A 23,492-nucleotide genomic window follows, 5' to 3' on the forward strand; every position below is an offset into this window, starting at 1 on the left:
AAATTATGAATCGCCTCAGTGCTCATACGGCTCATCACAAATCAGCAAAGCCAATCGTCATCATCGGCGATTTTTGGGGGTTGTTATGATAGAGAGAGCTTTAATATTAGATGGTTATACAGATGAACCAGCTGGTTTAGGAGTTCCTCCCTATATAGGAATTTATCCAAGATACGCCTATGGTGTTTTAGATAAATATAATGTTAAAACCGATTATATAACTATCGATAAATTTAGAGAGGTTAGAGGAAATTTTAATTTAGATAAATACGATGCAATAATCTGCATTTGCGGATTTCACACACCTGGAAAATATTTAAATGCAAATCCTGCAACATTAAAGGAGTTTGTCTCAATATTATATAAATATAATGGCTTAAAAATTTTAGGAGGTCCAGCGGCAACAAAATATGGTTCTTCAATGATTGGAGGGAGAATAGAGGATGAAAGTAAATATAAAGCATTTTTTGATGTAGTTGCCGAAGGGGATTTGGAAGCGGTATTAAACGATTTATTAAGAGAGGGAAGTATAGAGAAGATAGATTTTAATAGATATAGGAGCTATGAAGAGCTTAAAGAGTTTGCAATTAGGGGGGTTAAGGTTGTTAAAAAGCATCCAAACTACCCATACATAATAGCTGAGATTGAAACATATAGAGGATGTTCAAGGGCATTAACTGGAGGTTGCTCCTTCTGCACAGAGCCGAGAAGACTTGGATTGCCAAAATTTAGAGATGAAAAAGATATTGTAGAGGAAATTAAGGCTTTGTATGATGAGGGGATAAGATATTTTAGAATTGGAAGACAGCCGTGCATATTTTCATATAAATCAGTTGAATCTGAGAAGGAAGAAGTTCCAAAGCCAAATGTTGAAGCAATTGAAAAGCTATTTAAAGGAATTTGGAATGTCTCAAATCCAAAGGTTTTGCATATAGATAATGCCAATCCAGCAGTGATAGCAAGGCATGAAGCTGAGAGTAGGGAAGTAGCTAAAATACTGGTTAAATACTGCACTTCTGGAAATGTTGCTGCGTTTGGTGTAGAGAGTTTTGATGAAAAGGTTATTAAGGCAAATAACTTATTAACAACACCAGAAGATGTTTTAAAAGCTGTGGAAATATTAAATGAAATTGGAGGGAAAAGAGGGGAAACTGGATTGCCGTATTTGTTGCCGGGCATAAATTTGTTGTTTGGACTGAAAGGAGAGAGAAAAGAAACCTTTGCTATAAATTTTGAATATTTAAAAGAAATTTACGATAGGGGTTTTATGCTTAGAAGGATTAACATAAGGCAAGTAGTTCCATTTTTTGGAACTGATATAACTCTAAAAGACATAAAGAAGGCAGAAAAAAGGAAGAAATTATTTTTATGGTTTAAAGAGAAGGTTAGGGAAGAGATTGATAACAAGATGCTTAAAAGGGTTGTACCAAAAGGAACAATATTAAAGGATGTGTTTGTTGAAGTTAAAGAAAGAGACAACTTATATTTTGGAAGGCAGTTTGGAACGTATCCAATTTTGGTTGGAATTGTAGATAAAAATCTTAAAATTGGAGAATTTGTAGATGTAGAGATTGTTGATTATGGAAGAAGGTCTATAACTGGAAGAGTCGTTAAGTTATAAAGTTTAAATTTGCCTTTTAGCTAATCTTTTTTAAAGTTTGTTGTCGATATTTTACCTAAAATTTTAAATATATTATAGCTAATATTTGAAACAGTTTTATTGGTATTAAATTCATCAAATTAAATTTAAATATTCATGTAGTTATTTTTATGAGGGATTATCATGAGAGTGAGAATATTTGATACAACTTTAAGGGATGGAGAGCAAACACCAGGAGTTTCTTTAACACCAAATGATAAATTGGAGATAGCTAAAAAATTGGATGAGATTGGAGTTGACGTTATAGAGGCAGGTTCAGCTATAACTTCAAAAGGAGAAAGAGAGGGAATAAAATTAATAACAAAAGAAGGATTGAATGCTGAAATCTGCTCATTCGTTAGAGCTCTGCCAGTTGATATAGATGCGGCTTTAGAATGTGATGTAGATAGCGTTCATTTGGTAGTGCCAACCTCACCAATCCATATGAAGTATAAATTAAGAAAAACAGAGGATGAAGTTTTAGAATCTGCTTTGAAAGCTGTTGAATATGCTAAAGAACATGGATTAATCGTTGAATTGTCAGCAGAGGATGCAACAAGAAGTGATGTAAATTTCTTAATAAGGTTGTTTAATGAAGGGGAAAAGGTAGGGGCAGATAGGGTTTGCGTCTGCGATACAGTGGGTGTTTTAACTCCACAAAAAAGCCAAGAGTTATTTAAAAAAATAACTGAAAATGTTAATCTACCAGTTTCAGTTCACTGCCACAACGACTTTGGAATGGCTACGGCAAATACATGTTCAGCAGTTTTAGGTGGAGCTGTTCAATGCCACGTAACAGTTAATGGAATTGGAGAAAGAGCCGGAAACGCCTCATTGGAAGAGGTAGTTACTGCATTAAAAATACTTTACGGCTATGATACAAAAATAAAAATGGAGATGCTTTATGAAGTTTCAAGAGTTGTTTCAAGATTGATGAAACTCCCAGTTCCTCCAAATAAGGCAATTGTTGGAGATAACGCATTTGCTCATGAAGCTGGAATACATGTTGATGGTTTAATAAAAAATACTGAAACATATGAGCCAATAAGGCCAGAAATGGTTGGAAATAGGAGAAGAATTATATTAGGAAAGCACTCTGGTAGAAAAGCATTAAAATACAAGCTTGATTTGATGGGTATAGACGTTAATGAGGAGCAGTTAAATAAAATATATGAAAAGGTTAAAGAATTTGGGGATTTAGGTAAATATATTTCAGATGCTGATTTATTGGCTATAGTTAGAGAAGTTTTAGGTAAGGAGATTGAAGAGAAGATTAAATTAGAAGAATTAACCGTTGTGTCTGGAAATAAGATAACGCCAATTGCATCTGTTAAGCTCCACTATATAGGAGAAGATATAATGCTAATTGAAACTGCTTATGGAGTAGGGCCTGTAGATGCGGCAATAAACGCAGTCAAAAAGGCAATAAGTGGTGTTGCGGATATTAAATTGGAGGAGTATAGCGTTGAGGCAATTGGAGGAGGAACTGATGCATTAATAGAGGTTGTAGTTAAATTGAGGAAGGGAAGCGAAATTGTTGAGGTTAGAAAATCAGATGCAGACGTTGTAAGGGCATCTGTAGATGCCGTTATGGAAGGAATTAATATGCTCTTAAATTAACTTGAATTAAATTCTATTTTTTTATTTTTAAAGTTAATTTAATATTATATTCAAAAAATTCAGCACACATTAGAAAAATAGCTAATGATTAAACCTTAACGTTGAACTGTAAGATACAATTTAAGAAAGTTAGAATCCCTTGGGATTATATCTTCTGAGGAATAAGGAAATAAAATAATATACAAAATAAGTGAACCTATCTTACATCATTTGAGGTGATTAAATGAAAGAGCATTTTATTGACCTGTCTAAATTTATAATGGCTAATGCATCTTATGAGGATGCCGATGGAGTTATATACTCAATACCTTACGATGAAACAACTTCTTTTAAACCAGGGACAAGAGAAGGAGGAAATGCCATAAGAACCGCATCCTGGGGATTAGAGACCTATAGCCCAATATTGGATAGGGATTTATCAGAATTGAAATACTGCGATTTAAAGGATTTGGATTTGTATGGGAACCAAGTAGAGATATTCAATACAATCCAATCAGTTTCAAAAGAAATATTAAAAGATGGAAAAAAAATCATTGTCTTTGGTGGAGAGCATTCTATAACTTATCCAATAGTTAAGGCTGTGAAAGATGTTTACAATGATTTTATTGTTATTCAATTTGACGCCCATTGTGATTTAAGGGATGAGTATTTAGGGAATAAGCTGTCTCATGCATGCGTTATGAGGAGAGTTTATGAGTTAACCAAAGATATATTTCAATTTGGTATTAGAAGTGGAGATAAAGAGGAATGGGATTTTGCAAAAGAAAATAATATCTACCTAAAAATGGATTTAATGAATGAAGAGGATTTAGAGTTTATAAAAAGTTTGGATAAACCAATATATCTAACTGTGGATATTGACGTGTTAGACCCTGCCTATGCCCCAGGAACTGGGACGCCAGAGCCATGTGGTTTTTCAACAAAAGAGTTGTTTAACTCGTTATATTTATTGAAAGAGGTTAAAGATAGAATTATAGGATTTGATATTGTTGAAGTTTCCCCAATTTATGATATTGCAAACATTACAGCAATAGCAGCGGCAAAAATTGCAAGAGAACTTATGTTGATGATTCTTTAAACAAAAAATATTTTATACAAAAACTATAATTTTTATTCAATATTTTATCTAAAGTTCCAATCAAATGTGGACACTCTCAAATGATTTAACTAAGAGGCTTTATGAGGGCTTTAGCCTCTCCTTAAGCATAGAGGCACAGCCTCTATCAGATGAAATCCTTCAGATTTCATTACTCGCCTATTGGCGATTGCTGTACTCCAGAGCGGAGTTGCCAAAAGGCAACTCCACTTTAACTAAGAGGCATTGCCGAGCGTAGCGAGGCAATGCATCCGTTTTGATCAACGCACCATAGGACTCACGCCCTATTGGTATACCCATAAGTTTTGATCAACCTTTTCTTAAAAGGTTGTTCGAGCAACCTTTTACTAAAAGGTTGTTATAAAAGTTTCGGTGAGAGAATGAAAATGTTATTAATCCACTCTGATTATTTGGAGTTTGAAGCAAAGCAGAAAACAAAAATTGCAGAAGAGACTGAGAATTTAAAAGGCAAGTTGGATGAGTGTTTAGCATGCTTTATTGCCGTTGAAAGGGAAGATGAAAACAACCCAGAAGGAGTAGTTTTAGGAGCAGTTGAAGAGATTGAAAAAGTTGCAGAGCAGTTAAAGGTTAACAATGTTGTTATCTACCCATATGCTCATTTATCAAGTGATTTATCCTCACCTGAAACAGCTATAAAGGTTTTAAAAGATATTGACAATGTTTTGAAAGAAAAAGGATATAACGTATTAAGAGCTCCATTTGGATGGTACAAGGCATTTAAAATTAGTTGTAAAGGGCATCCATTGAGTGAGTTATCAAGAAAAATTGTAGCTAAAGAAGAAAAGAAAGAGAAAGGGGAAGAGTCAAAGTTTTATTTATTAAACCCAGAAACAGAGGAAGTTGTTGAATTAAATGAAAATAACATAAACATAATTAAAGATGAAGAACTCTTAGCTTTGGCTAAACACGAATTAGGGATTAAAGAAAATAAAGAACACGATGAACCACCACATGTAAAGTTCATAAAAGAAAAAGATATCTGCAGTTACGAAGAGGCATCAGATGCTGGGCATTTTAGATGGTATCCAAAAGGTAAGTTGATTAGGGATTTGTTGGCAGATTACGTTTACAATATGGTGGTTAACTTAGGAGCTATGCCTGTAGAAACACCAATTATGTATGATTTAGGAAATCCTGCAATTAGAGAACATGCAGATAAATTTGGTGAAAGGCAGTATAGGTTTAGACAGGGTAATAAAGAGCTAATGTTGAGATTTGCAGCATGTTTTGGGCAGTTTATGATGAAGAAGGACATGTATTTATTACCAAGATATTTACCTCTAAAACTCTATGAGTTATCAACATACAGCTTTAGATACGAGCAGAGAGGAGAGTTAGTCGGATTAAAGAGGTTAAGATGCTTTACAATGCCTGATATGCATACTGTGTGCTTAGATTTAAAACAAGCAATGGAAGAGTTTGAAAAACAGTTTTGGGAGTGTTTAAAGACAGGGGACGATTTAGACTTAAGCTATTCAGTAATATTCAGATTTACAAAATATTTCTTTGAGGAGCATAGGGACTGGTTCTTTAAAATAGCAAAGGAATACAAAAATAAATATGGAAAAGATGTTATTTTAGAAATACTTCCAAAAAGAAAACACTACTGGGTAGGTAAGGTAGATATTGCGGTTATAGACAGCTTAGGAAGGCCCATAGAAAACCCAACTGTCCAAATAGATGTTGAGAGTGCTAAGAGATTCAATATAAAGGTCCATACAAATGAAGGAGAAGTTTATCCAATAATATTGCACTGCTCACCAACTGGCTCTATAGAGAGAGTTTTATGCGGTTTGTTAGAAAAAGCTGCAATAGAGGCTGAAAAAGGAAAAGCTCCAATGTTACCTGTTTGGTTATCACCAATACAAGTTAGAGTTATCCCTGTAGCTGAGAGACATTATGATTACGCTTTAAAAATTGCTGAGAAGCTAAGAGAAAATAACATTAGAGCAGATTTTGATGATAGGGAGGATAGTGTAAGTAAAAAGATTAGAAATGCAGGAAAAGAATGGATTCCTTACGTTGTAGTTGTTGGAGATGAGGAAATGGATTCTGGCGAATTAACAGTAACAGTTAGAGAGAAATCAACATTAAAGAAACCACATAAAGAGAAGATGACATTGGATGAGTTGATTGATAAAATTAAAAAAGAAACTGCCAACTATCCATACAGGCCATTGCCGTTACCAATAAGATGCTCACTACAACCAAAGTTCCATTAATAAAAATAAATTTTTTATTCACCAAAATTGACCATGCTTGACGCGAAGTAAGGATTTGCTACAGCATGATTGTGTAAATAGCCAGCTAAAACCTTTCCATTGAAAATTCCATCCAAGTTATTAACAATTCCTCTCCCTCTTTTTATTTTATATGCAAATCTTTCCTCTTTTATATTTACGAGTTTTGAATAATGGAATTCATGCCCTTTAAATCTCAACCCTTTTCTTCCAATCAAACAGTTTTCTAAAAATTCAGCTTCAACATAGCTAAGCCCTTGAACGTTCCTTGTCATAATAGCTGAGCAGTTCAGCAAACCAACCATTGGGGTATTATCAATCGATTTTGTTAGATACATTAAGCCACCACATTCTCCATAAATGTAGCCTTCAAATTCTCTAATACTTTCTATCATTTCTTTATTTGAACTTAGCTCTTCTTTAAAAAGCTCTGGATATCCCCCACCGATATATAAGATGTCTGCATCAGGAACTTCTTTATCTTTTAATGGACTAAAAAATTCTATTTTGGCTTTATTTTCTTCTAAAGCATCAAAATTATCCCAATAATAAAAATTAAAAACTTCATCATAAGCAACAGCTATTTTTTTATAGTTTTCATTAACCTCCCATAAAAATACATCATCAACCTCTTCAAAATCTTCATCAGCAATTTCTACAATTTTATCCAAATCTAAATATTTTTCAACCAACTCTCCCCACAGTTCCACTTTATTTTCCATCTCCTTTAAGTTCTCAGGCGTTGGAACTAAACCAAGATGCCTTCCCTCCACTTTAAAATCTTCATTTCTTGGGATAAAGCCAATTATCTCAACACCTGGGAGATAGTAGTTCATAGCATCTTTCAACTTTTTAATATGATTTTCACTTCTAACAAAGTTAAAAATAACTCCCCTAATTTTAACATTATCAAAGCTCATAAAACCTTTTATCATTGCTATTGCACTTCTTGTTAAGCTTTTTGCATTTACAAGCAAAATTACTGGGCTATCTAACGCTTTAGCAACACTTGCAGTGCTCCCAATATCATTTACTGCGGATATTCCCTCATAAAGTCCCCTAACCCCTTCAATGACACTTATATCTTTATTTTTTGAATGTTTTTGAAAAATATATTTTATCTGTTCCCTATTCATAAAAAAAGAGTCCAAATTTCTTGATTTATTTCCAGTAGCTATTGTGTGATACGTAGGGTCTATGTAATCTGGACCAACTTTATAGCCTTGAACGTTATATTTTTTTGATAACGCCTTCATAATTCCAGTGGAAATTACAGTTTTCCCAACTTCACTTGATGTTCCAGCGATAACAACTCTTTTCATAATATTACCTCTTTTCCAAAATAGTTTTTCCAGAAATAGTTATAAAAATTAAGATTTAAGATAATATAAATATTCATCATTTTTAAAATTTACAAAATAGAAAAAATTTAGAATAAAGAGTTTATTCCATTATCTCGTTGTATGTTTGTAAGTCAAATATTATATTTTCAGCCTCTTCTGATGAAGCATCTTTCAACTTACCGCTCATTAATCCTTGGAGCTTCATAGCTTCAACGAATTTTATAACTTGTGGTATTGTTGGTTCTAACCTGTAATCAAATTTTATGTGTGCAATTGAATCTCTTTCAACAGCTTCATCAGTTCCAAGCCATCTAACAGATGCTTTAACAGCCAATTCTTTGTTTTTATTTAGCTCATCTGTTGCATCTTTCAAGATTTTTGCGAATGTTATCACTGCCTCTCTTTTTTTAGTTAAAGCATCTCCTGATGCAGCTAAACAACAGCATGGGTGGTCAGTCCATTTTCCTCCTGAAGTGCTTGGTAAGTTTTCACTATAAGCAATGACTTTTCCAACACCTTTATTTTCTATAATTTCTGGTGTTGGTTCCCATGCGATAACTGCATCTAACTGATTTTGAGCTAACATTTGTGGCATTGTTCCCTGCCCTTTACAGTTCATTAATAAAACCATAGCGTCTTTATCGTTAGGATCTTCAGTGAAGGTTATACCTTCAGCTTTTAAAGCATCTTTAATCATAACGTATTGAATTGATGTAGGGAGAGGATGTCCTATTTTAACTTGTTTTCCTTCTTTATATTTCTCTTTTATCCAATTTACAAATTCTTCCCAGTTGTTTACTGGAATGTCTTTTCTAACAACAACTGCTGAACCTTCTGTATGTAAGTTCATTATAATCTTAGCGTCTGTTCCCTTATCAATATAAAATATTACTGGTGGATTTCCTACTAAAGCAACGTCAACTTGCCCCTGAGTCATTAAGTTCATTATACTTGCTCCACCTTCAGTAACTTTAACAACCTTTACATCAGCTATTTTTTTATCTCCTTTGTATAATTCATAAGCCTCCTTATCTTTAACTGCTTTTAAGTAAATGCCATAATTATTTTTAAATAAATCTGGGTTATCACATGCTACAAATAATGCTGCATGGTGATCTGTTGGCAAATAAGCAACTGTTAATGTAGGGACTTCTGAACTCTGCTGACTTTGGGTACATCCTGCCAGTGCAACTATAGCTGAGATTAATAAAGCTATAGCTAAATACAGCTTTTTCATAATATCACCTCAAATTATGAACATAAGGAAATTTTGGCTGAATAATATATAAAATTTTTTATTTTCTTGAAGGTGATTTGTCTTATAAGAAAACTACGATAGGATAAGAAAAATTTAGATTTTAATCTCCTTATTACAAAACCTTCTAATAATTTCTTTCACTATATCAAAAGAACTGTGAAATGGGCATTTTTTATAGCCTTTAAATCTAACAATTTCAGGATGTAAACCATATTTTGCAAGCTCTTCTTTTAATGTTTCTTCATCAAACGTTGTCTGATCCGGACCAAGAACAATAACATCAGGTTTTAATTCCAATATTGGCTCTAATTTGTTTTTTAAGCTGCCCAATATAGCTTTATCAACAGGTTTTAAAGCTTCGACCATCTCTCTCCTCTGTTCTTCTGGAATTATTGGCTTCCTACCTTTTATTTTTTTAACCGTTTCATCTCTTGCAACGATAACTATCAATTCATCCCCTAAACTCTTAGCAAATTTTAATACCTCATAGTGTCCAGGGTGTAAAATATCAAACGTTCCGGCAGTTACAACTCTTTTCTTCACCATACTAACACCAACCTTTTAGTAAAAGCTTGCTCGAACAACCTTTTAAGAAAAGGTTGATCAAAACTTATGGGTATACCAATAGGGCGTGAGTCCTATGGTGCGTTGATCAAAACCGATGCATTAAGGAAGGGCTGAAAAGCCCTTCATAATGTCTCTTAATAAAAATGGGATATATACCAATAGAGGGGCGGAACCCCCTCTATGGTCTTTAAATCTTCTTATCTCTATACTTTGCCAAATAAAATGCATTTAAAGCTCCAACAACTAATGGGCCTATGGCAAATCCGCTAAGCCCCAATGAGAGTGGAGCCATTAAAAATGCAACGATAACAAGGACTGGATGGATGTCAACTTCTTTTTTAACTAAATAAGGTCTTATTACGAAATCTGGAGCTATTGAAAGCATTAATTCTCCATAAATAAACAGAAAAATTGCTTTTGTGTAATCATGTGTTATGAAGTAGTATATTGCTATTGGAATATATACCATCCATCCTCCTAAAATTGGTAGTAAAGCAAATATTCCAGTTACAACTGCAAATAACTCTGCATATGGAACCCCAACTATAAGGTATCCAATGTAGGATAGGATTGTTATAATTATAGAGAGTGAAACACAGCTTATAAATAAATTCTTATATGAGTCGTGTAAGTACTCTAAATAAATCTTCATTTTTTCTTTATATTCATTGGGTGTAAATGAAATAATTACATTTTCAGCTTTATCTCCTTCTTTTAAAAAGTAGAATGTTATGAATATAACCATAATAACCTTAATTATCAGATAGCCAGTATCGAAAATCTTTCCAGAAAGTTGGTTAATAAAGTATTTTACAAATTCATCAATATATTTTGTAAGAGTTTGCTCATTAACAAACCCATTAAAGATAGAAGAAGTGTATAAGTTAAAGACCCCACTTATATACTCCTCTATGACATTAATATTAAATGAAAAAATAAAGTCTATTACTGCAAATAAGGCATAGATTGTTATTACCATAATTGGAATAACGTATATACTGAGTGCTAAACCTGCTGAAACAGCCCTACTAAATTTTTTTCTAAACAATTTATATAAAGGCAAAGCCATGTATGCAAATGCACAGGAGTAGGCTAAAACATCAATGAATGGCCAAATTATATATAATAACACTATCAACAATCCAATAATAACTCCTTTCCTGAAGTATTTGAACTCATTAAATCTCATGCTATCACGTGATAAAATGAAAGTTTTAATGCCAACTATATATTACCCACATGTTGGAGGAATTACAATACATGTAGAAAATTTAGTCAAGCATCTAAAAGATATTGAGTTTCACATATTGACCTATGATAATTATGAAGAAAACGAATATAAAAATGTAGTTATTCATAAAGCTCCATATTTAAAAAAGTTTAGAGGTATGAGTTATTTACTAAACGCCTATACAATAGGGAAAAACATTATTGAAAAAGAGGGGATTGATTTAATCCACTCCCATTATGCATTTCCACAGGGATGCGTTGGAGCTTTATTGAAAAACAAATTTTCCCTTCCCCATGTACTAACACTCCATGGAAGTGACGCCTTAATATTAAAAAACTCATTAAAAGGAAAATATTTTTTTAATTATGCTGTGAAAAATTCTGATAAAATTATATGTGTAAGCAAATATATAAAGGAGCAGTTAGGTGAAAATTTAAAAAATAAGGCGGTTGTTATATACAACGGAGTAGATAAAGAGCTTTTATATAATGAGGGGGATTATAACTTTGGATTGTTTGTTGGAGCTTTTGTTTCGCAAAAAGGTGTTGACATATTAATAGAGGCGATAAAGGATATAAATTTTAATTTCAAACTCATAGGAGATGGGATTTTATATAAAAAGATAGAAGATTTTGTTAGAAAAAATAATTTAAATAACATTGAACTTTTAGGTAAAAAGAGTTTTGTTGAAACTGCTTCATTTATGAGGAAGTGTAGTTTTTTAGTTGTTCCTTCAAGGAGTGAAGGTTTTGGAATGGTTGCCGTTGAGGCAATGGCATGCTCTAAGCCAGTAATTGCTACAAACGTTGGAGGTTTAAAGGAGATTGTTACTGATAAATATAATGGACTATTGGTTGAGAAAAATAATCCGAAAAACTTGAAGGAAAAAATTTTAGAACTTATAAATGATGAAAACTTAAGAAAAACTTTGGGAAAAAATGGGAAAGAGTTCTCAAAAAACTTTTCCTGGAAAAAATGTGCAAATAATGTTAGGGAAGTATATGAGGAACTTATAAAAAATTAATAATGATAAAATTTAAATATTAGAATTTTTATTATTAATTCCATATGGTATATAAATGATAACCAATAATAACTATTATCTAATTGCAATAACTCACTTATCTTAAATTTACTCGGTGATAATTATGGTTTTTGAGGAATTCATTTCATCAGAATTAAAAAAAGAAAAGAAATCATTTACTGAAGAATTTAAAGAAGAAAAGGAAGTTAATGAAGATAAATTAAATAATAATGATTTAATTAAAGAAGAACTTCAAGAAAAGGCAAAAATTGCAGAATTAGAGAGCAAAATTTTAAAATTAGAGTTAGAAAAGAAGGAACTTGAAAGAGAGAATTTACAGTTAATGAAAGAAAATGAAATTTTAAGAAGAGAATTGGACAGAATGAGAATTCCTCCATTGATAGTTGGGACTGTAGTTGATAGAGTTGGGGAAAGAAAAGTGGTTGTTAAAAGCTCAACAGGACCAAGCTTTTTAGTTAATATATCTCACTTTGTAAATCCTGAGGATTTAACTCCTGGAAAGAGGGTTTGCTTAAATCAGCAAACATTGACAGTTGTTGATGTATTGCCAGAAAACAAAGATTACAGAGCTAAGGCTATGGAAGTTGACGAAAGACCAAATGTTAGATACGAAGATATTGGAGGTTTAGATAAACAGATACAAGAAATTAGAGAAGTTGTTGAACTTCCATTAAAGCACCCAGAGTTATTTGAAAAGATTGGAATTGAACCACCAAAAGGTATATTGCTTTACGGACCTCCAGGAACTGGTAAGACGTTGTTGGCTAAAGCGGTAGCAAGAGAGACAAACGCTACATTTATAAGGGTTGTTGGTTCTGAATTGGTTAAGAAGTTTATTGGAGAAGGGGCTACATTAGTTAAAGATATCTTCAAATTAGCTAAAGAAAAAGCTCCATCAATCATATTTATAGATGAGATTGATGCTATTGCAGCAAAAAGAACAGATGCTTTAACTGGTGGAGATAGAGAAGTTCAAAGAACATTAATGCAGTTATTGGCTGAGATGGATGGATTTGATGCGAGAGGGGATGTTAAAGTTATTGGGGCTACAAACAGACCAGATATTTTAGACCCTGCAATATTAAGACCTGGAAGATTTGATAGAATTATTGAAGTCCCTGCTCCAGATGAAAAAGGTAGGTTGGAGATATTGAAGATACATACAAGAAAGATGAACTTAGCTGATGACGTTAATTTAGAGGAAATAGCTAAGATGACTGAAGGTTGTGTGGGAGCTGAGTTAAAGGCAATCTGCACGGAGGCAGGGATGAATGCAATTAGAGAGTTGAGAGATTATGTAACAATGGAAGACTTCAGAAAGGCCGTTGAAAAAGTTATGAGTAAAAAGAAGGCTAAAGCTGAAGAACCTAAACATTTGGAAGTCCTCTACAGATAAATCTTTTTTATTTTTAATTTTATTTTTTATTTAAGCAGATTTTTTTTGGTGACATTAATGAACACCTATGGGGATATGTTTAGAGTTACAGTTTTTGGAGAGAGTCATGGAAAAGCAGTAGGAGCAGTTGTTGATGGTTGCCCAGCGAATCTGCCTTTATCTGAGGAGGATATTCAGAAAGAGCTTGATAGGAGAAAGCCGGGGCAAAGTATATTCTCAACTCCAAGGAAGGAAGAAGATAAGGTTGAAATTCTTTCTGGAATTTTCGAAGGAAAAACTACCGGAGCTCCAATTTGTTCAGTAGTTTATAACAAAAACATGCGACCTAAGGATTACTCAGCAATAAAAGATACTCCAAGGCCAGGGCATGCAGATCTAACCTACAAATTGAAGTATAAAAATTACGATTATAGAGGAGGAGGAAGGGCAAGTGGAAGAGTTACTATAGGGCATGTTATTGGAGGAGCTATAGCTAAAAAGCTCTTATCTTACACTCACAACATAAAAATTATAGGCTATACCATAAAAATTGGAAAGATTGAAGGAGATTTTAACTATTACAACAATCCTGAAATCTTTGAAAATGAAAAATCCTTAGAAAGCTTGGTAGAGAGTATTGAAAGTAACCCATTGAGATGCCCATCAATGAATGAGAAAGAGATGGAGGAGTACGTTTTAAAAGCCATGGAAAATAAGGACAGTGTTGGAGGAGTTGTTGAGATTGTAGCTTTAAATGTTCCAGTTGGTGTAGGAAATCCAATATTTAACAAGTTAAATGCTGAGCTGGCTAGAGGTTTGATGAGTATAAATGCAGTTAAAGGTGTTGAAGTAGGTGTTGGCTTTAAAGCTGCTGAAATGTATGGAAGTGAAATGAACGATGCTCTCTACTTTGACGACGATAAAAATATAAAATTTGAAACAAATAACTGTGGTGGCATTTTAGGGGGGATTAGTTGTGTAACCCCAATAGTTTTAAGGATTGCAGTAAAGCCTACACCTTCAATAGGTAAAAAACAAAAAACTATAAATTTAAAAACCTTTGAAAATACTGAAATTGAAATTAAAGGAAGGCACGACCCTGTTATAGTTCCGAGAATTATTCCCGTAGCTGAGGCAATGGTTGCCATAACATTAGCTGATTTAATGATTAAAGGTGGTTTTATCCACCCATGTAGCTTATAATCAAGATTTTTTATTTTTATTTTGTTAATTTTATTTTTTATTAAAATTTAAAGTTAGGTGGGAGAATGAAGTTTATATTTATTACAGGAGGAGTTATATCATCTTTAGGGAAGGGAATCACAGCGGCTTCATTAGGAAGGTTGCTAAAAGCAAGAGGATTTAAGGTAAATATGATAAAGATAGATCCTTATCTGCAGATAGATGCTGGGACAATGTCTCCTTATGAACATGGAGAGGTGTTTGTTACAGAAGATGGAGGAGAGACGGATTTAGATTTAGGACATTATGAGAGATTTATCGACGAAAATCTAACAAAAAATAACAACATAACCACAGGAAAAATTTACTGGAGTGTTTTAACAAAAGAGAGAAAGGGGGAATATTTAGGAAAAACAGTTCAAGTAATCCCGCATATAACAAATGAAATAAAAGATTGGATTAAAAAACTTGGGGATGGATATGATATAACTATTGTTGAAATTGGGGGAACTGTTGGAGATATTGAAAGCTTACCATTCTTAGAGGCTATAAGGCAGTTTAAAAAAGATGTTGGTAAAGAAAACGTGCTATATATCCACGTATCCCTCCTGCCATACATAAAAACCGCTGGAGAGTTGAAAACAAAACCTACACAGCACAGCGTTAAGGAATTGAGGGGTATAGGGATACAGCCAGATATATTGATTTGCAGAACAGAAATGCCTATGGGGGATAAAATAAGGGAAAAGTTAGCTCTATTCTGTGATGTCGATAAGGAGGCTGTTATTGAGGCAAGAGATGCGAGAACAATATATGAAGTTCCTCTTAATTTAGAAAAAGAGGGTTTAGGAAAATTGGTTACTAAAAAGCTAAATCTTCCAGATAGGGAACCAGATTTGGATGAATGGAGGACGTTTGTTGATAGAGTTATAAACCCATTGAATGAGGTAACTATTGGTATAATTGGAAAGTACGTTGAGTTAAAAGATGCTTATTTAAGTATCATTGAAGCTTTAATCCACGCTGGTGCTAAAAACGACACCAAAGTTAATATAAATTGGATACATTCTGAGAGATTAGAAAATGATGGATTTGAGGAGATATTAGATAAATATAGAGAAGATGATAAGTTGGATGGTATTTTAGTACCAGGTGGATTTGGAGATAGGGGTGTTGAAGGTAAAATAAACGCCATAAAATATGCAAGGGAAAATGATGTTCCTTTCTTAGGTATCTGCATGGGAATGCAGTGTGCAGTTATAGAGTTTGCAAGAAACGTTTGTGGTTTGGAGGGAGCTAATTCAACAGAATTTGATGAAAATACAAAATATCCAGTTGTTGATTTGCTTCCAGAACAGAAGGAGATTGATGCAAAAGGAGGAACTATGAGATTAGGGGCTTATCCAGCAATATTAAAAGAGGGAACTTTAGCTTATAAATTGTATGGAAGAAAAGAGGTTTATGAGAGGCATAGGCATAGATATGAGGTTAATCCAGAATACCATGAATTGTTAGAAAACTATGGCTTAACAATTTCTGGAAAATCTCCTGATGGAAGATTGGCAGAATTTATTGAAATCAGCAAAAATAGATACTTTATAGCAACACAAGCACATCCAGAATTTAAATCAAGACCTAATAAACCACATCCATTATTTGATGGATTGGTTAGAGCTTCTTTGGGAGAAAAAATCTAAAAAATTTTTAAAAATTTTTTAAAATTAGATTAAATCTGGGTTGCTATCAACTGAAATATACAACTGTCCTTTTGGTTTTCTATTTACATAATCTCCGCTGAACTTATAGAATGTTCCTGTTATTGGTGTTCCTTCATCTTTTTTACTCAATTTTATAACTGGGTTTTCAACTATTCCCTCAAACTTGAAGGATGGTAAAACCTCTTCAACCTTTCCATAGACAACTATGGCTCCTGCTTTCATTTCTCCTCCAACTCTTACATCAACGTTTCCATCAATAATAATTATTCCACCGTTTTGGTGGATTCCTGCCATTATTCCAACATCTCCCTTTATGTGTATGAGACCTTTGCTCATGAACTCTCCAATTTCATTTCCAGCGTTTCCTTCAACAATAATTGTTCCTCCACTCATACCTCTCCAATCCCCTCTATAAGCAGAACCAACGTAATCTCTTGCATCTCCTTTAATTACTAACTCTCCTCCTTTCATATTTTGCCCAGCCCAGCTGTCAGCATTTCCATTAACTATGATTTTTCCTCCTTTCATTTCAGCTCCAACGTACATTCCCACATCTCCTTCAACTACAATCTCCCCTTTTGTCATCTTTGAACCAACGTACTTTAATTTTTGATTTGAGTTTTTAATAACAACTCTTGGGTCCCCTTCAATATTATTCAACTCAATATCAAAAATATCAGCTAACTTAACTCTCTTTCTTCCTTGAACTAACTCAATGTTTTTTATTTCATCTAAGCTCATCTTTTCAATGACTTCTGGCAATACTTTATCCATCTCTACTGGAACCATTATCTCTTTTTGTAATGTTAATATCAACTCTTTCATATCATCACCATTACTTTTTCTCTACTTTTTCAACAACTACAGCTGTTCCATACGCATAATATGTTAATTCTGGAACTGCGTAGTTTTCATCGGAGATGATTTCAGTGGTTAATTCGTTAGCTATTCTAATACCAATAATTGCATTAGCCCCCAGATTTTTGGCAATATCTATCAAATCTTCTAACGCATCGTCAGGATCATCTCCATATCCAATTACAACGCCCAAATATTTTACAATTTTAAAACCTTCTAAGTTATCAGTTGTTGTAGTTATCATCAAAATCACAAAATCAAAAATTTTTAAAGAAAGGATTTAGTTAATGTCAGTTGCATCTATCTTTATAACTCTCCAGCTGTTTGCATATTCTTCTGAAACTGGGTAGTTTTCTAAGTTAACTGAGTAGTATGACCTAAATTTCTCCTCAACATCTTTAAGAACTTCGTTCATTAAATCTTCTCCAACTTGTACGTCTAAGTACATTGTGTCTCCAAAGATTTCTTTAACAATATTTCCATCTTTAACAACTACTTCTCCACCTTTCAATACATATTTAGCATATCTGAATGCCTTTTCAATCTTCTTACCATCTTTTTCTTCTGGGTCTATTGCATATATGGCTATATCTGCCTCAGCTCCGACTCCTAAGTGTCCTTTTGTCTCACTCAATCCTAAAACCTTAGCCTGGTTTGCTCTTGTTACCTTTGCTATCTCATATAAGTCATATTCTTTATCAGCATCTGCTACGTGGCTTCTTTGCTGAGCCCACTTATGAACTTTGTTGTATAGCCATTCGTCTCTGTATTTTTTACTCATCAACCATGCAATAACTCTTGGATATCTTGTGAATGGTCCTGCATTTGGATGGTCTGTTGTTAGCATTACTTTATCGGTATCTATATTTAGGAAGAGCTCTAAACCAATTGCCCACTGAACTGAGTAAACTGGACCTTTTGGACTGTAGATGAATGGAACAACTCCAGAACCAGTTTCAAGCTCAACGTCACAGTTTGCCCACTTCAATCCATTAGTCATGTGTAAATCATACTCCATTGGTCCATCTGCAGTCATTGTTGTTGTTTCATCCAATGTAACTTGTCCAACGTCAACAACTACATGTTTTGATTTGTTTACATATTCGGCAATCTCTAACGCTTTACTTTCAAAGTCTTTCCATGAAGTTCCTCCATAGGAGTGAAATTGGAGGTGTGTGTTGTAGAAGGTAGTCTCTCTTTCTCCAACTCTTGGCTTTGCCTCGATTCCTTCAACACATTTCATTGTTTCCAATGTTGTTTCCCAGTTTCCAGGGTGTCCTAAATTATTTGGGTGAACGTGTATTGAGTGAGGTAATCCAAGCAACTCATTAACTTGTGCTAAACCTCTAATAATTTCTCTTGGAGTTATGTCAAAGTATGGAACTGGGTCATCTATGCTGTGAACGTTTTTACCCCATCCCCATGCTTCTGTTCCTCCAGGGTTAACTATCTTTATTGCAAAACCTTTAACAGTTTTCAACATCCAAGCAACGAATGCAGCACATGCTTTAATATCTCCTTCTTTTAAATATTCCATGACCATCCAGTTGTTTCCAAATAATGGCATTGCAGCTTTATCTATTTGTGGTGTTTCCATAAATTCTTCGTGAGTGTGTCTTGCAATTAATGGAGGCATTGCAGCTTCAATAACTGTTGTATAACCCATTTCTGAATATTGGTAACCTGTTTTGTATGTTGATGGGACTGAAAATCCAGTTCCACTTCTTAATCCTTTTTTAGCGTAGACCTCCATTTTACTATCTTCTGGTCTAAATATTCTCCCAACGTTAACTTTTGCCCCTGCAATGTGACTGTGTGAATCTATACCTCCTGGCATTACTACGCATCCAGAGGCATCGATAACTTTAGCTTTATCGGATACACTTTCAACTATTTTTCCATCTTTAACACATATATCCATTTTTTCTCCGTTAACCCCATTTAATGGGTCGTATACGATTCCATTTTTTATTATGTATTCCATCATTATCACCATCTATTATGTGTTTATTCAACTGATTCTATGTATTTTTTCCTCATTAAAGCCCTCATATCTAAAAATTCTTCATCAGTTTTTTCTACTTCAACGTAAAATCCTGGGTATCCTTTAAATGTAGGCATTCCTGTACTGTGTGTGTCTGGTTTAACAACTGAGTTAGCCCATGGGCCCATTGGTATGTAGATCATTCCTTCTGGCATTCTTTCAGTTGCCTTTTTTACATAAACAACAACTTCTCCATATTCTGACTTAACTTTAACTTTATCTCCTTCCTTAACTCCTAATTTCTCCATATCTTCTTCGTTGATATAAGCAACTCCAGCCGCTTTAACATATAAATCAAGGTTTTTTCCAGCTTCTATTGCCTCTCCCTGCCATATTGTTCTTCCAGTATTTAAGATAAATTTCATCATCTCACCAATTGTGGTTTATTTTCTTTTGAAAACCAATTCTATTGCGTTAACTGGACATGCTTCTATACAGGCCCCACAACCTCCACATAAATCTTGATTAACTACTGTAACGACTCCATTCTCAACTCTAATAACTACTTCATCGCTGTAAGGCCCTTTACCTCCCCATGTTTCTGGATTTTTAGCGTTAACTGGACAAGAAACTACACAGTTTCCACATCCATGACATCTTTCTGGATAAACTACCAACTCATAAGCTTTCATTTCCTCACCTTTCAATGATTTTTAAGTTTTATGTTTATTCCATTAACTTTTTAAATGCGTTTTTCCATGCAATTGCTTTAGGCTCTCTTTCAAAGTTAATCTCTGTTCTCTTAACTTTTATAGCATTAACTGGACATGCTTTGGTGCAAGCTCCACATAAGACACATAAGTTCTGGTTAACAACGATTCTTGGAACTTTTTCAGCCTTATCTTTTGGTGCTGGGAATTCTAATGCACCACATGGACAGATGGCAATACAAGCTCCACAAGCGTTACATGCGTTTTCATCAATTATTAACTCTCCTTTGAATGGCTTCTCTACTTCAATAGCATCTGCAGGACAGATGAAGGCACACCAACCACATGTTACACATAAATCTTTATCAACAACAGTTTTTCCATTAATGTCGTTGTATAACTCTGCCTGCGGAATTCTCTTCATCATTGGACACTTGTAACAGATGACTTCAATGGCATTGTGAGGGCAAACAAACTCACAAACCTTACAGTAGACACACTTGTCCTTGTTAACTTCAATATCGGTTATTGGCTTTGGATTTGTTGGCGTTGGGTAGTTGTATTTTAAGTCTATAGCATCTGCTGGACAGTATTCAGCACAAATTCCACATAAAACACACTTATCTTTATTTATATTTACTTCTCCAATAACAAACTTCTTTCTTTCAGCCAACTCTCTTTCAACGCTTATTGCCAATTGAGGACAGACCATTTCACACTGTTCACACAAAACACACTTTTCTTGGCTAATTTTGATATCTCTCTTAATTTTTGGATATTTCTCATCTTCTTTTATTGATTTTCCATTGATTTTCAAGTCCATAGCATCAAATGGACATGCAGAAGCACATAAACCACATAATGCACATACATCCTTGTCAATATCTAATTTTGGAGCTATAACATCTCCTTTAGCAATAGCCCCCAAAGGTCCTAAAGCTATAGCACCAACTGGACATATGTCAGCACAGATACCACAACCAACACAGGCATCATCACTCCAAAACAGCTCTCTTTTTTCTACTTCTCCATCTCTGCATATGATAAGGCCGTTTTCATAAACTTCTTTTACTTGCTCAATCATAATTCTCCCTCACAAAGTTTAATGAATTTGTAGGACATCTGAATATACAAGATGCACATAAAAAGCAGGCATCGTAATCTATATTGACAGTGAAGTTGTCGAGTGTGAGTGCTACACACCCCAAACAGGATCCGCAAGCTATGCAGGATTTTTCATCCCACAAAAATTTTATGTTGTATAATTCCTCTATCAAGTTCTTTGCAAGCTCCTTATCGTCAGTTAAAGAATGGATGAGCTTAGCTCCATATTTTGGTGGAAGTTCTTCAAAAATTTCCGCAACTTTTAAGATTTTTTCCTTTGGATACCTTCCAGAAAGATAATGAGAAACTATTGACCTGTCACTTTTAATAATTTCTGCTATTTCTTTTTGAAGGAGTCCTTTTCTTCTTAATTTCATTGCTACTATTGCCTTTATTCCTGAAAGAATATGCTCTGGCATTCTACCACATGGACATATTTTTAGTAGGCTAATCTTATTATATAAAGAGTATGTATAAAAATTAAGTAGAAACTCATTTATATTATTGTGTGCGTCACTCACATTCTCATCTGTAGTTCATTATATATGAATATAAGTTCTATTTTTGGTAGGTAAACTTTATATTTGTAAAGTTAAATAATATATAGCTTAGACCACAAAAAATAAATATTACCATGATTTAGATTAGAAGGATTTACGGTGATGTGTATGAGAGAGATTTTAATATCTGAATGTATAGAATTATTAAGAGCTCATAAATTTACAGTTTCAAAACCACTGGGCAGAAGTTGCTTTGACATGGTTGCAAGTAGAGATGATATTAGGTTAATTTTAAAGGTTCTAAAAAATATTGATAGCTTAAGTAGGGAGCAGTCAAAAGAATTGAAGAAAATTAGTAAGATATTGCACGGTACTCCTTTAATAATAGGAATTAGGACAAGAAACGCTCCTATGGAGCATGGAATTGTTTACGACAGATACGATATAAAGGCAGTAACATTTGAAACCTTCAGAGATTATTTAGAGGGTAGCCCACCAGTAGTTTATTCAAATAGAGGAGGATTCTTTGTAAAAATCGATGGTAAGGTTTTAAAAGAAGTAAGAGAGGCTATGGGGATATCAGTTGGAAAATTGGCTGAGGTTGTTGGGGTTTCAAGAAAGGCAATCTACAAGTATGAAACACAGGCTGCAAATCCTTCAGTAGATGTTGCTATAAAAATAGAGGAGTATTTGGATGTTCCATTGGTTAAAGGTATTGATTTATTTGAGCCTATTAAGGATGAGAATGTTGAAAATAAATTAGAGAATTTAGAAGATTTTAAGAAAGAGGCAATAAATTTTTTAAACGAACTAGGATTTAAATCATTCGTTGTTGAAAAAGCTCCATTTGATGCTGTAGCTGAGAAAGATATGGACAACAATCCAAATATATTATTAACAAATATTGAAGAAAAGGATACTGAAGAGGTGAAAAGAAAGGCGTTGTTTGTTAGGGAATTGTCAAGGTTGTTAGATAGCTACTCTTTATTGATACTGGAAGAGAAGGAAAAAGAATATAAAAACCTCCCAGTTATCAGCATTGAAGAATTGAAAAAAATGGACGATGCCATCGAATTAATTGAACACATAAAATCAATGCTAAAAAATCAACAATCACTATAAAAAATAACAAAATAAAATTTATAAATCTAATGGCTCTCCAATCTTTGGAACTATAACCTCAACCCCCAATGCTTCAGCTTTTTTCACGAATTCATTTACATCAACTTCAATCAATGGGAATGTGTTGTAATGCATTGGAATGACTATTTCTGGATATATTAGTTCAATAGCTACTAAAGCTTCATCAATTCCCATTGTGTATCTTCCGCCTATTGGCAATAGAGCAATTTGTGGAGCGTAGATTTCTCCAATTAACTCCATATCTCCAAATACTCCAGTATCTCCAGCATGATAAACCCTATCATTTATGATAAATCCAGCAGCCACTCCCCCACTTATTGTTGGAGCAATATCTGATGAATGCTCAGCCTTAACCATTGTTAATTTTGCTCCATTTATCTCTATAGTTCCTCCAATATTCATCCCTTCAGCATTGACTCCTTTTTCTGATAAATAGACACTAATCTCATGATTTGATACAACTGGAACATTGTACGCTTTAGCCAATTCTTCGGCATTTCCTAGGTGGTCTGCATGTCCATGAGTTACTGCTATTACATCTACTCCATCCATTATTTCATCGTAAGGTAAATTACATAGAGGATTTGGAACAAATGGGTCTATTAAAACGTTATCTACTTTAAAGCATGCATGGCCATACCATGTTATCATCCTCTCACCTCACATAATAATTTTAATCTCAAGCTATTTAAATTTTTATTTTAGGATGTATCTCAAATTATAAAACTTAAGCTTATAGTTATAGGAAGGATGAGAATTTTAAGGGAAAATAATCGCGCATTTTTTATTTTACTTTAGCTATTAAATTTTCTAATATGAAGTTTTATATATTTAATTACCTTACATTATTTTGTGGTA

General features: G+C 33.7%; 21 protein-coding genes. 9 read left to right on the top strand and 12 right to left on the bottom strand.

Features of this window, described 5'->3' with window-relative positions:
• Positions 1 to 85 precede the first annotated feature (85 nt).
• From MEFER_RS00695 to MEFER_RS00710, 4 genes are all read left to right on the top strand, one after another.
• On the top strand, positions 86 to 1,621 hold the full coding sequence (locus MEFER_RS00695; protein ID WP_012795005.1) for a radical SAM protein: 1,536 nt from the start codon (positions 86 to 88) through the stop codon (positions 1,619 to 1,621).
• A gap of 162 nt (positions 1,622 to 1,783) precedes the next feature.
• The gene (locus MEFER_RS00700) at positions 1,784 to 3,259 is read left to right on the top strand and encodes a 2-isopropylmalate synthase (RefSeq protein WP_012795006.1); all 1,476 of its coding nucleotides are present in this window, start codon (positions 1,784 to 1,786) and stop codon (positions 3,257 to 3,259) included.
• Positions 3,260 to 3,482: 223 nt separating this feature from the next.
• Complete coding sequence (gene speB / locus MEFER_RS00705; protein WP_012795007.1) at positions 3,483 to 4,337, top strand: agmatinase; 855 nt, start codon at positions 3,483 to 3,485, stop codon at positions 4,335 to 4,337.
• A gap of 398 nt (positions 4,338 to 4,735) precedes the next feature.
• The gene (locus MEFER_RS00710; protein ID WP_048056257.1) at positions 4,736 to 6,598 is read left to right on the top strand and encodes a threonine--tRNA ligase; all 1,863 of its coding nucleotides are present in this window, start codon (positions 4,736 to 4,738) and stop codon (positions 6,596 to 6,598) included.
• 14 nt (positions 6,599 to 6,612) lie between these two features.
• On the opposite strand, the gene cfbB is transcribed toward MEFER_RS00710, so the two are convergent.
• The 4 genes from cfbB to MEFER_RS00730 form a co-directional block, all read right to left on the bottom strand.
• The gene (cfbB, locus tag MEFER_RS00715; RefSeq protein WP_012795009.1) at positions 6,613 to 7,938 is read right to left on the bottom strand and encodes a Ni-sirohydrochlorin a,c-diamide synthase; all 1,326 of its coding nucleotides are present in this window, start codon (positions 7,936 to 7,938) and stop codon (positions 6,613 to 6,615) included.
• 121 nt (positions 7,939 to 8,059) lie between these two features.
• Complete coding sequence (locus MEFER_RS00720; protein ID WP_012795010.1) at positions 8,060 to 9,196, bottom strand: ABC transporter substrate-binding protein; 1,137 nt, start codon at positions 9,194 to 9,196, stop codon at positions 8,060 to 8,062.
• A gap of 114 nt (positions 9,197 to 9,310) precedes the next feature.
• Positions 9,311 to 9,760 (bottom strand): FAD synthase, encoded by a 450-nt coding sequence (ribL, locus tag MEFER_RS00725; protein ID WP_211204174.1) that lies wholly within the window; start codon positions 9,758 to 9,760, stop codon positions 9,311 to 9,313.
• A 211-nt stretch (positions 9,761 to 9,971) separates the two neighbouring features.
• On the bottom strand, positions 9,972 to 10,973 hold the full coding sequence (locus tag MEFER_RS00730) for an AI-2E family transporter (RefSeq protein ID WP_012795012.1): 1,002 nt from the start codon (positions 10,971 to 10,973) through the stop codon (positions 9,972 to 9,974).
• 16 nt (positions 10,974 to 10,989) lie between these two features.
• Here MEFER_RS00730 and MEFER_RS00735 point away from each other — a divergent pair, with 16 nt between their 5' ends.
• From MEFER_RS00735 to pyrG, 4 genes are all read left to right on the top strand, one after another.
• Positions 10,990 to 12,039 carry a glycosyltransferase family 4 protein gene (locus MEFER_RS00735; RefSeq protein WP_012795013.1) on the top strand — a complete coding sequence of 350 codons (1,050 nt, stop codon included), beginning with the start codon at positions 10,990 to 10,992 and terminating at the stop codon, positions 12,037 to 12,039.
• Positions 12,040 to 12,163: 124 nt separating this feature from the next.
• Positions 12,164 to 13,456 carry a proteasome-activating nucleotidase gene (locus MEFER_RS00740; RefSeq protein ID WP_012795014.1) on the top strand — a complete coding sequence of 431 codons (1,293 nt, stop codon included), beginning with the start codon at positions 12,164 to 12,166 and terminating at the stop codon, positions 13,454 to 13,456.
• A gap of 57 nt (positions 13,457 to 13,513) precedes the next feature.
• A complete protein-coding gene (gene aroC / locus MEFER_RS00745) occupies positions 13,514 to 14,638 on the top strand; it encodes a chorismate synthase (RefSeq protein WP_012795015.1) in 1,125 nt (374 codons plus the stop codon).
• A 65-nt stretch (positions 14,639 to 14,703) separates the two neighbouring features.
• Positions 14,704 to 16,314: a glutamine hydrolyzing CTP synthase gene (pyrG, locus tag MEFER_RS00750; protein ID WP_012795016.1), complete on the top strand. Its 1,611-nt coding sequence runs from the start codon at positions 14,704 to 14,706 to the stop codon at positions 16,312 to 16,314.
• 24 nt (positions 16,315 to 16,338) lie between these two features.
• Here the strand turns inward: pyrG and fwdC are convergent, their stop codons facing one another.
• Genes fwdC through MEFER_RS00785 form a run of 7 tightly spaced genes read right to left on the bottom strand, consistent with a single transcriptional unit; the run spans position 16,339 to position 21,410 of the window.
• The gene (fwdC, locus tag MEFER_RS00755; RefSeq protein WP_012795017.1) at positions 16,339 to 17,160 is read right to left on the bottom strand and encodes a tungsten-dependent formylmethanofuran dehydrogenase subunit FwdC; all 822 of its coding nucleotides are present in this window, start codon (positions 17,158 to 17,160) and stop codon (positions 16,339 to 16,341) included.
• A gap of 10 nt (positions 17,161 to 17,170) precedes the next feature.
• Positions 17,171 to 17,437 carry a heavy metal-binding domain-containing protein gene (locus MEFER_RS00760; protein ID WP_012795018.1) on the bottom strand — a complete coding sequence of 89 codons (267 nt, stop codon included), beginning with the start codon at positions 17,435 to 17,437 and terminating at the stop codon, positions 17,171 to 17,173.
• A 36-nt stretch (positions 17,438 to 17,473) separates the two neighbouring features.
• The gene (gene fwdA, locus MEFER_RS00765; RefSeq protein WP_048056259.1) at positions 17,474 to 19,177 is read right to left on the bottom strand and encodes a tungsten-dependent formylmethanofuran dehydrogenase subunit FwdA; all 1,704 of its coding nucleotides are present in this window, start codon (positions 19,175 to 19,177) and stop codon (positions 17,474 to 17,476) included.
• A 23-nt stretch (positions 19,178 to 19,200) separates the two neighbouring features.
• Positions 19,201 to 19,602, bottom strand: coding sequence for a tungsten-dependent formylmethanofuran dehydrogenase subunit FwdD (gene fwdD, locus MEFER_RS00770; protein ID WP_048056260.1), 402 nt, complete (start codon positions 19,600 to 19,602; stop codon positions 19,201 to 19,203).
• A gap of 18 nt (positions 19,603 to 19,620) precedes the next feature.
• Positions 19,621 to 19,869, bottom strand: coding sequence for an ATP-binding protein (locus MEFER_RS00775; RefSeq protein WP_012795021.1), 249 nt, complete (start codon positions 19,867 to 19,869; stop codon positions 19,621 to 19,623).
• Positions 19,870 to 19,903: 34 nt separating this feature from the next.
• Entirely contained in the window at positions 19,904 to 20,971 is a 1,068-nt protein-coding gene (gene fwdF, locus MEFER_RS00780) for a tungsten-dependent formylmethanofuran dehydrogenase subunit FwdF (protein WP_012795022.1), read from the bottom strand.
• Positions 20,964 to 21,410 carry a (4Fe-4S)-binding protein gene (locus MEFER_RS00785; RefSeq protein WP_012795023.1) on the bottom strand — a complete coding sequence of 149 codons (447 nt, stop codon included), beginning with the start codon at positions 21,408 to 21,410 and terminating at the stop codon, positions 20,964 to 20,966. The genes fwdF and MEFER_RS00785 overlap by 8 nt, the downstream gene beginning before the upstream one ends.
• Before the next feature lie 249 nt (positions 21,411 to 21,659).
• Here MEFER_RS00785 and MEFER_RS00790 point away from each other — a divergent pair, with 249 nt between their 5' ends.
• Complete coding sequence (locus MEFER_RS00790; protein WP_048056261.1) at positions 21,660 to 22,613, top strand: transcriptional regulator; 954 nt, start codon at positions 21,660 to 21,662, stop codon at positions 22,611 to 22,613.
• Positions 22,614 to 22,631: 18 nt separating this feature from the next.
• Here the strand turns inward: MEFER_RS00790 and MEFER_RS00795 are convergent, their stop codons facing one another.
• Positions 22,632 to 23,285: a metal-dependent hydrolase gene (locus MEFER_RS00795; protein WP_012795025.1), complete on the bottom strand. Its 654-nt coding sequence runs from the start codon at positions 23,283 to 23,285 to the stop codon at positions 22,632 to 22,634.
• Between the last annotated feature and the right edge of the window lie 207 nt (positions 23,286 to 23,492).

Source organism: Methanocaldococcus fervens AG86 (genome assembly GCF_000023985.1).
In the GTDB taxonomy this organism is placed as follows: domain Archaea; phylum AGJL01; class Methanococci; order Methanococcales; family Methanocaldococcaceae; genus Methanocaldococcus; species Methanocaldococcus fervens.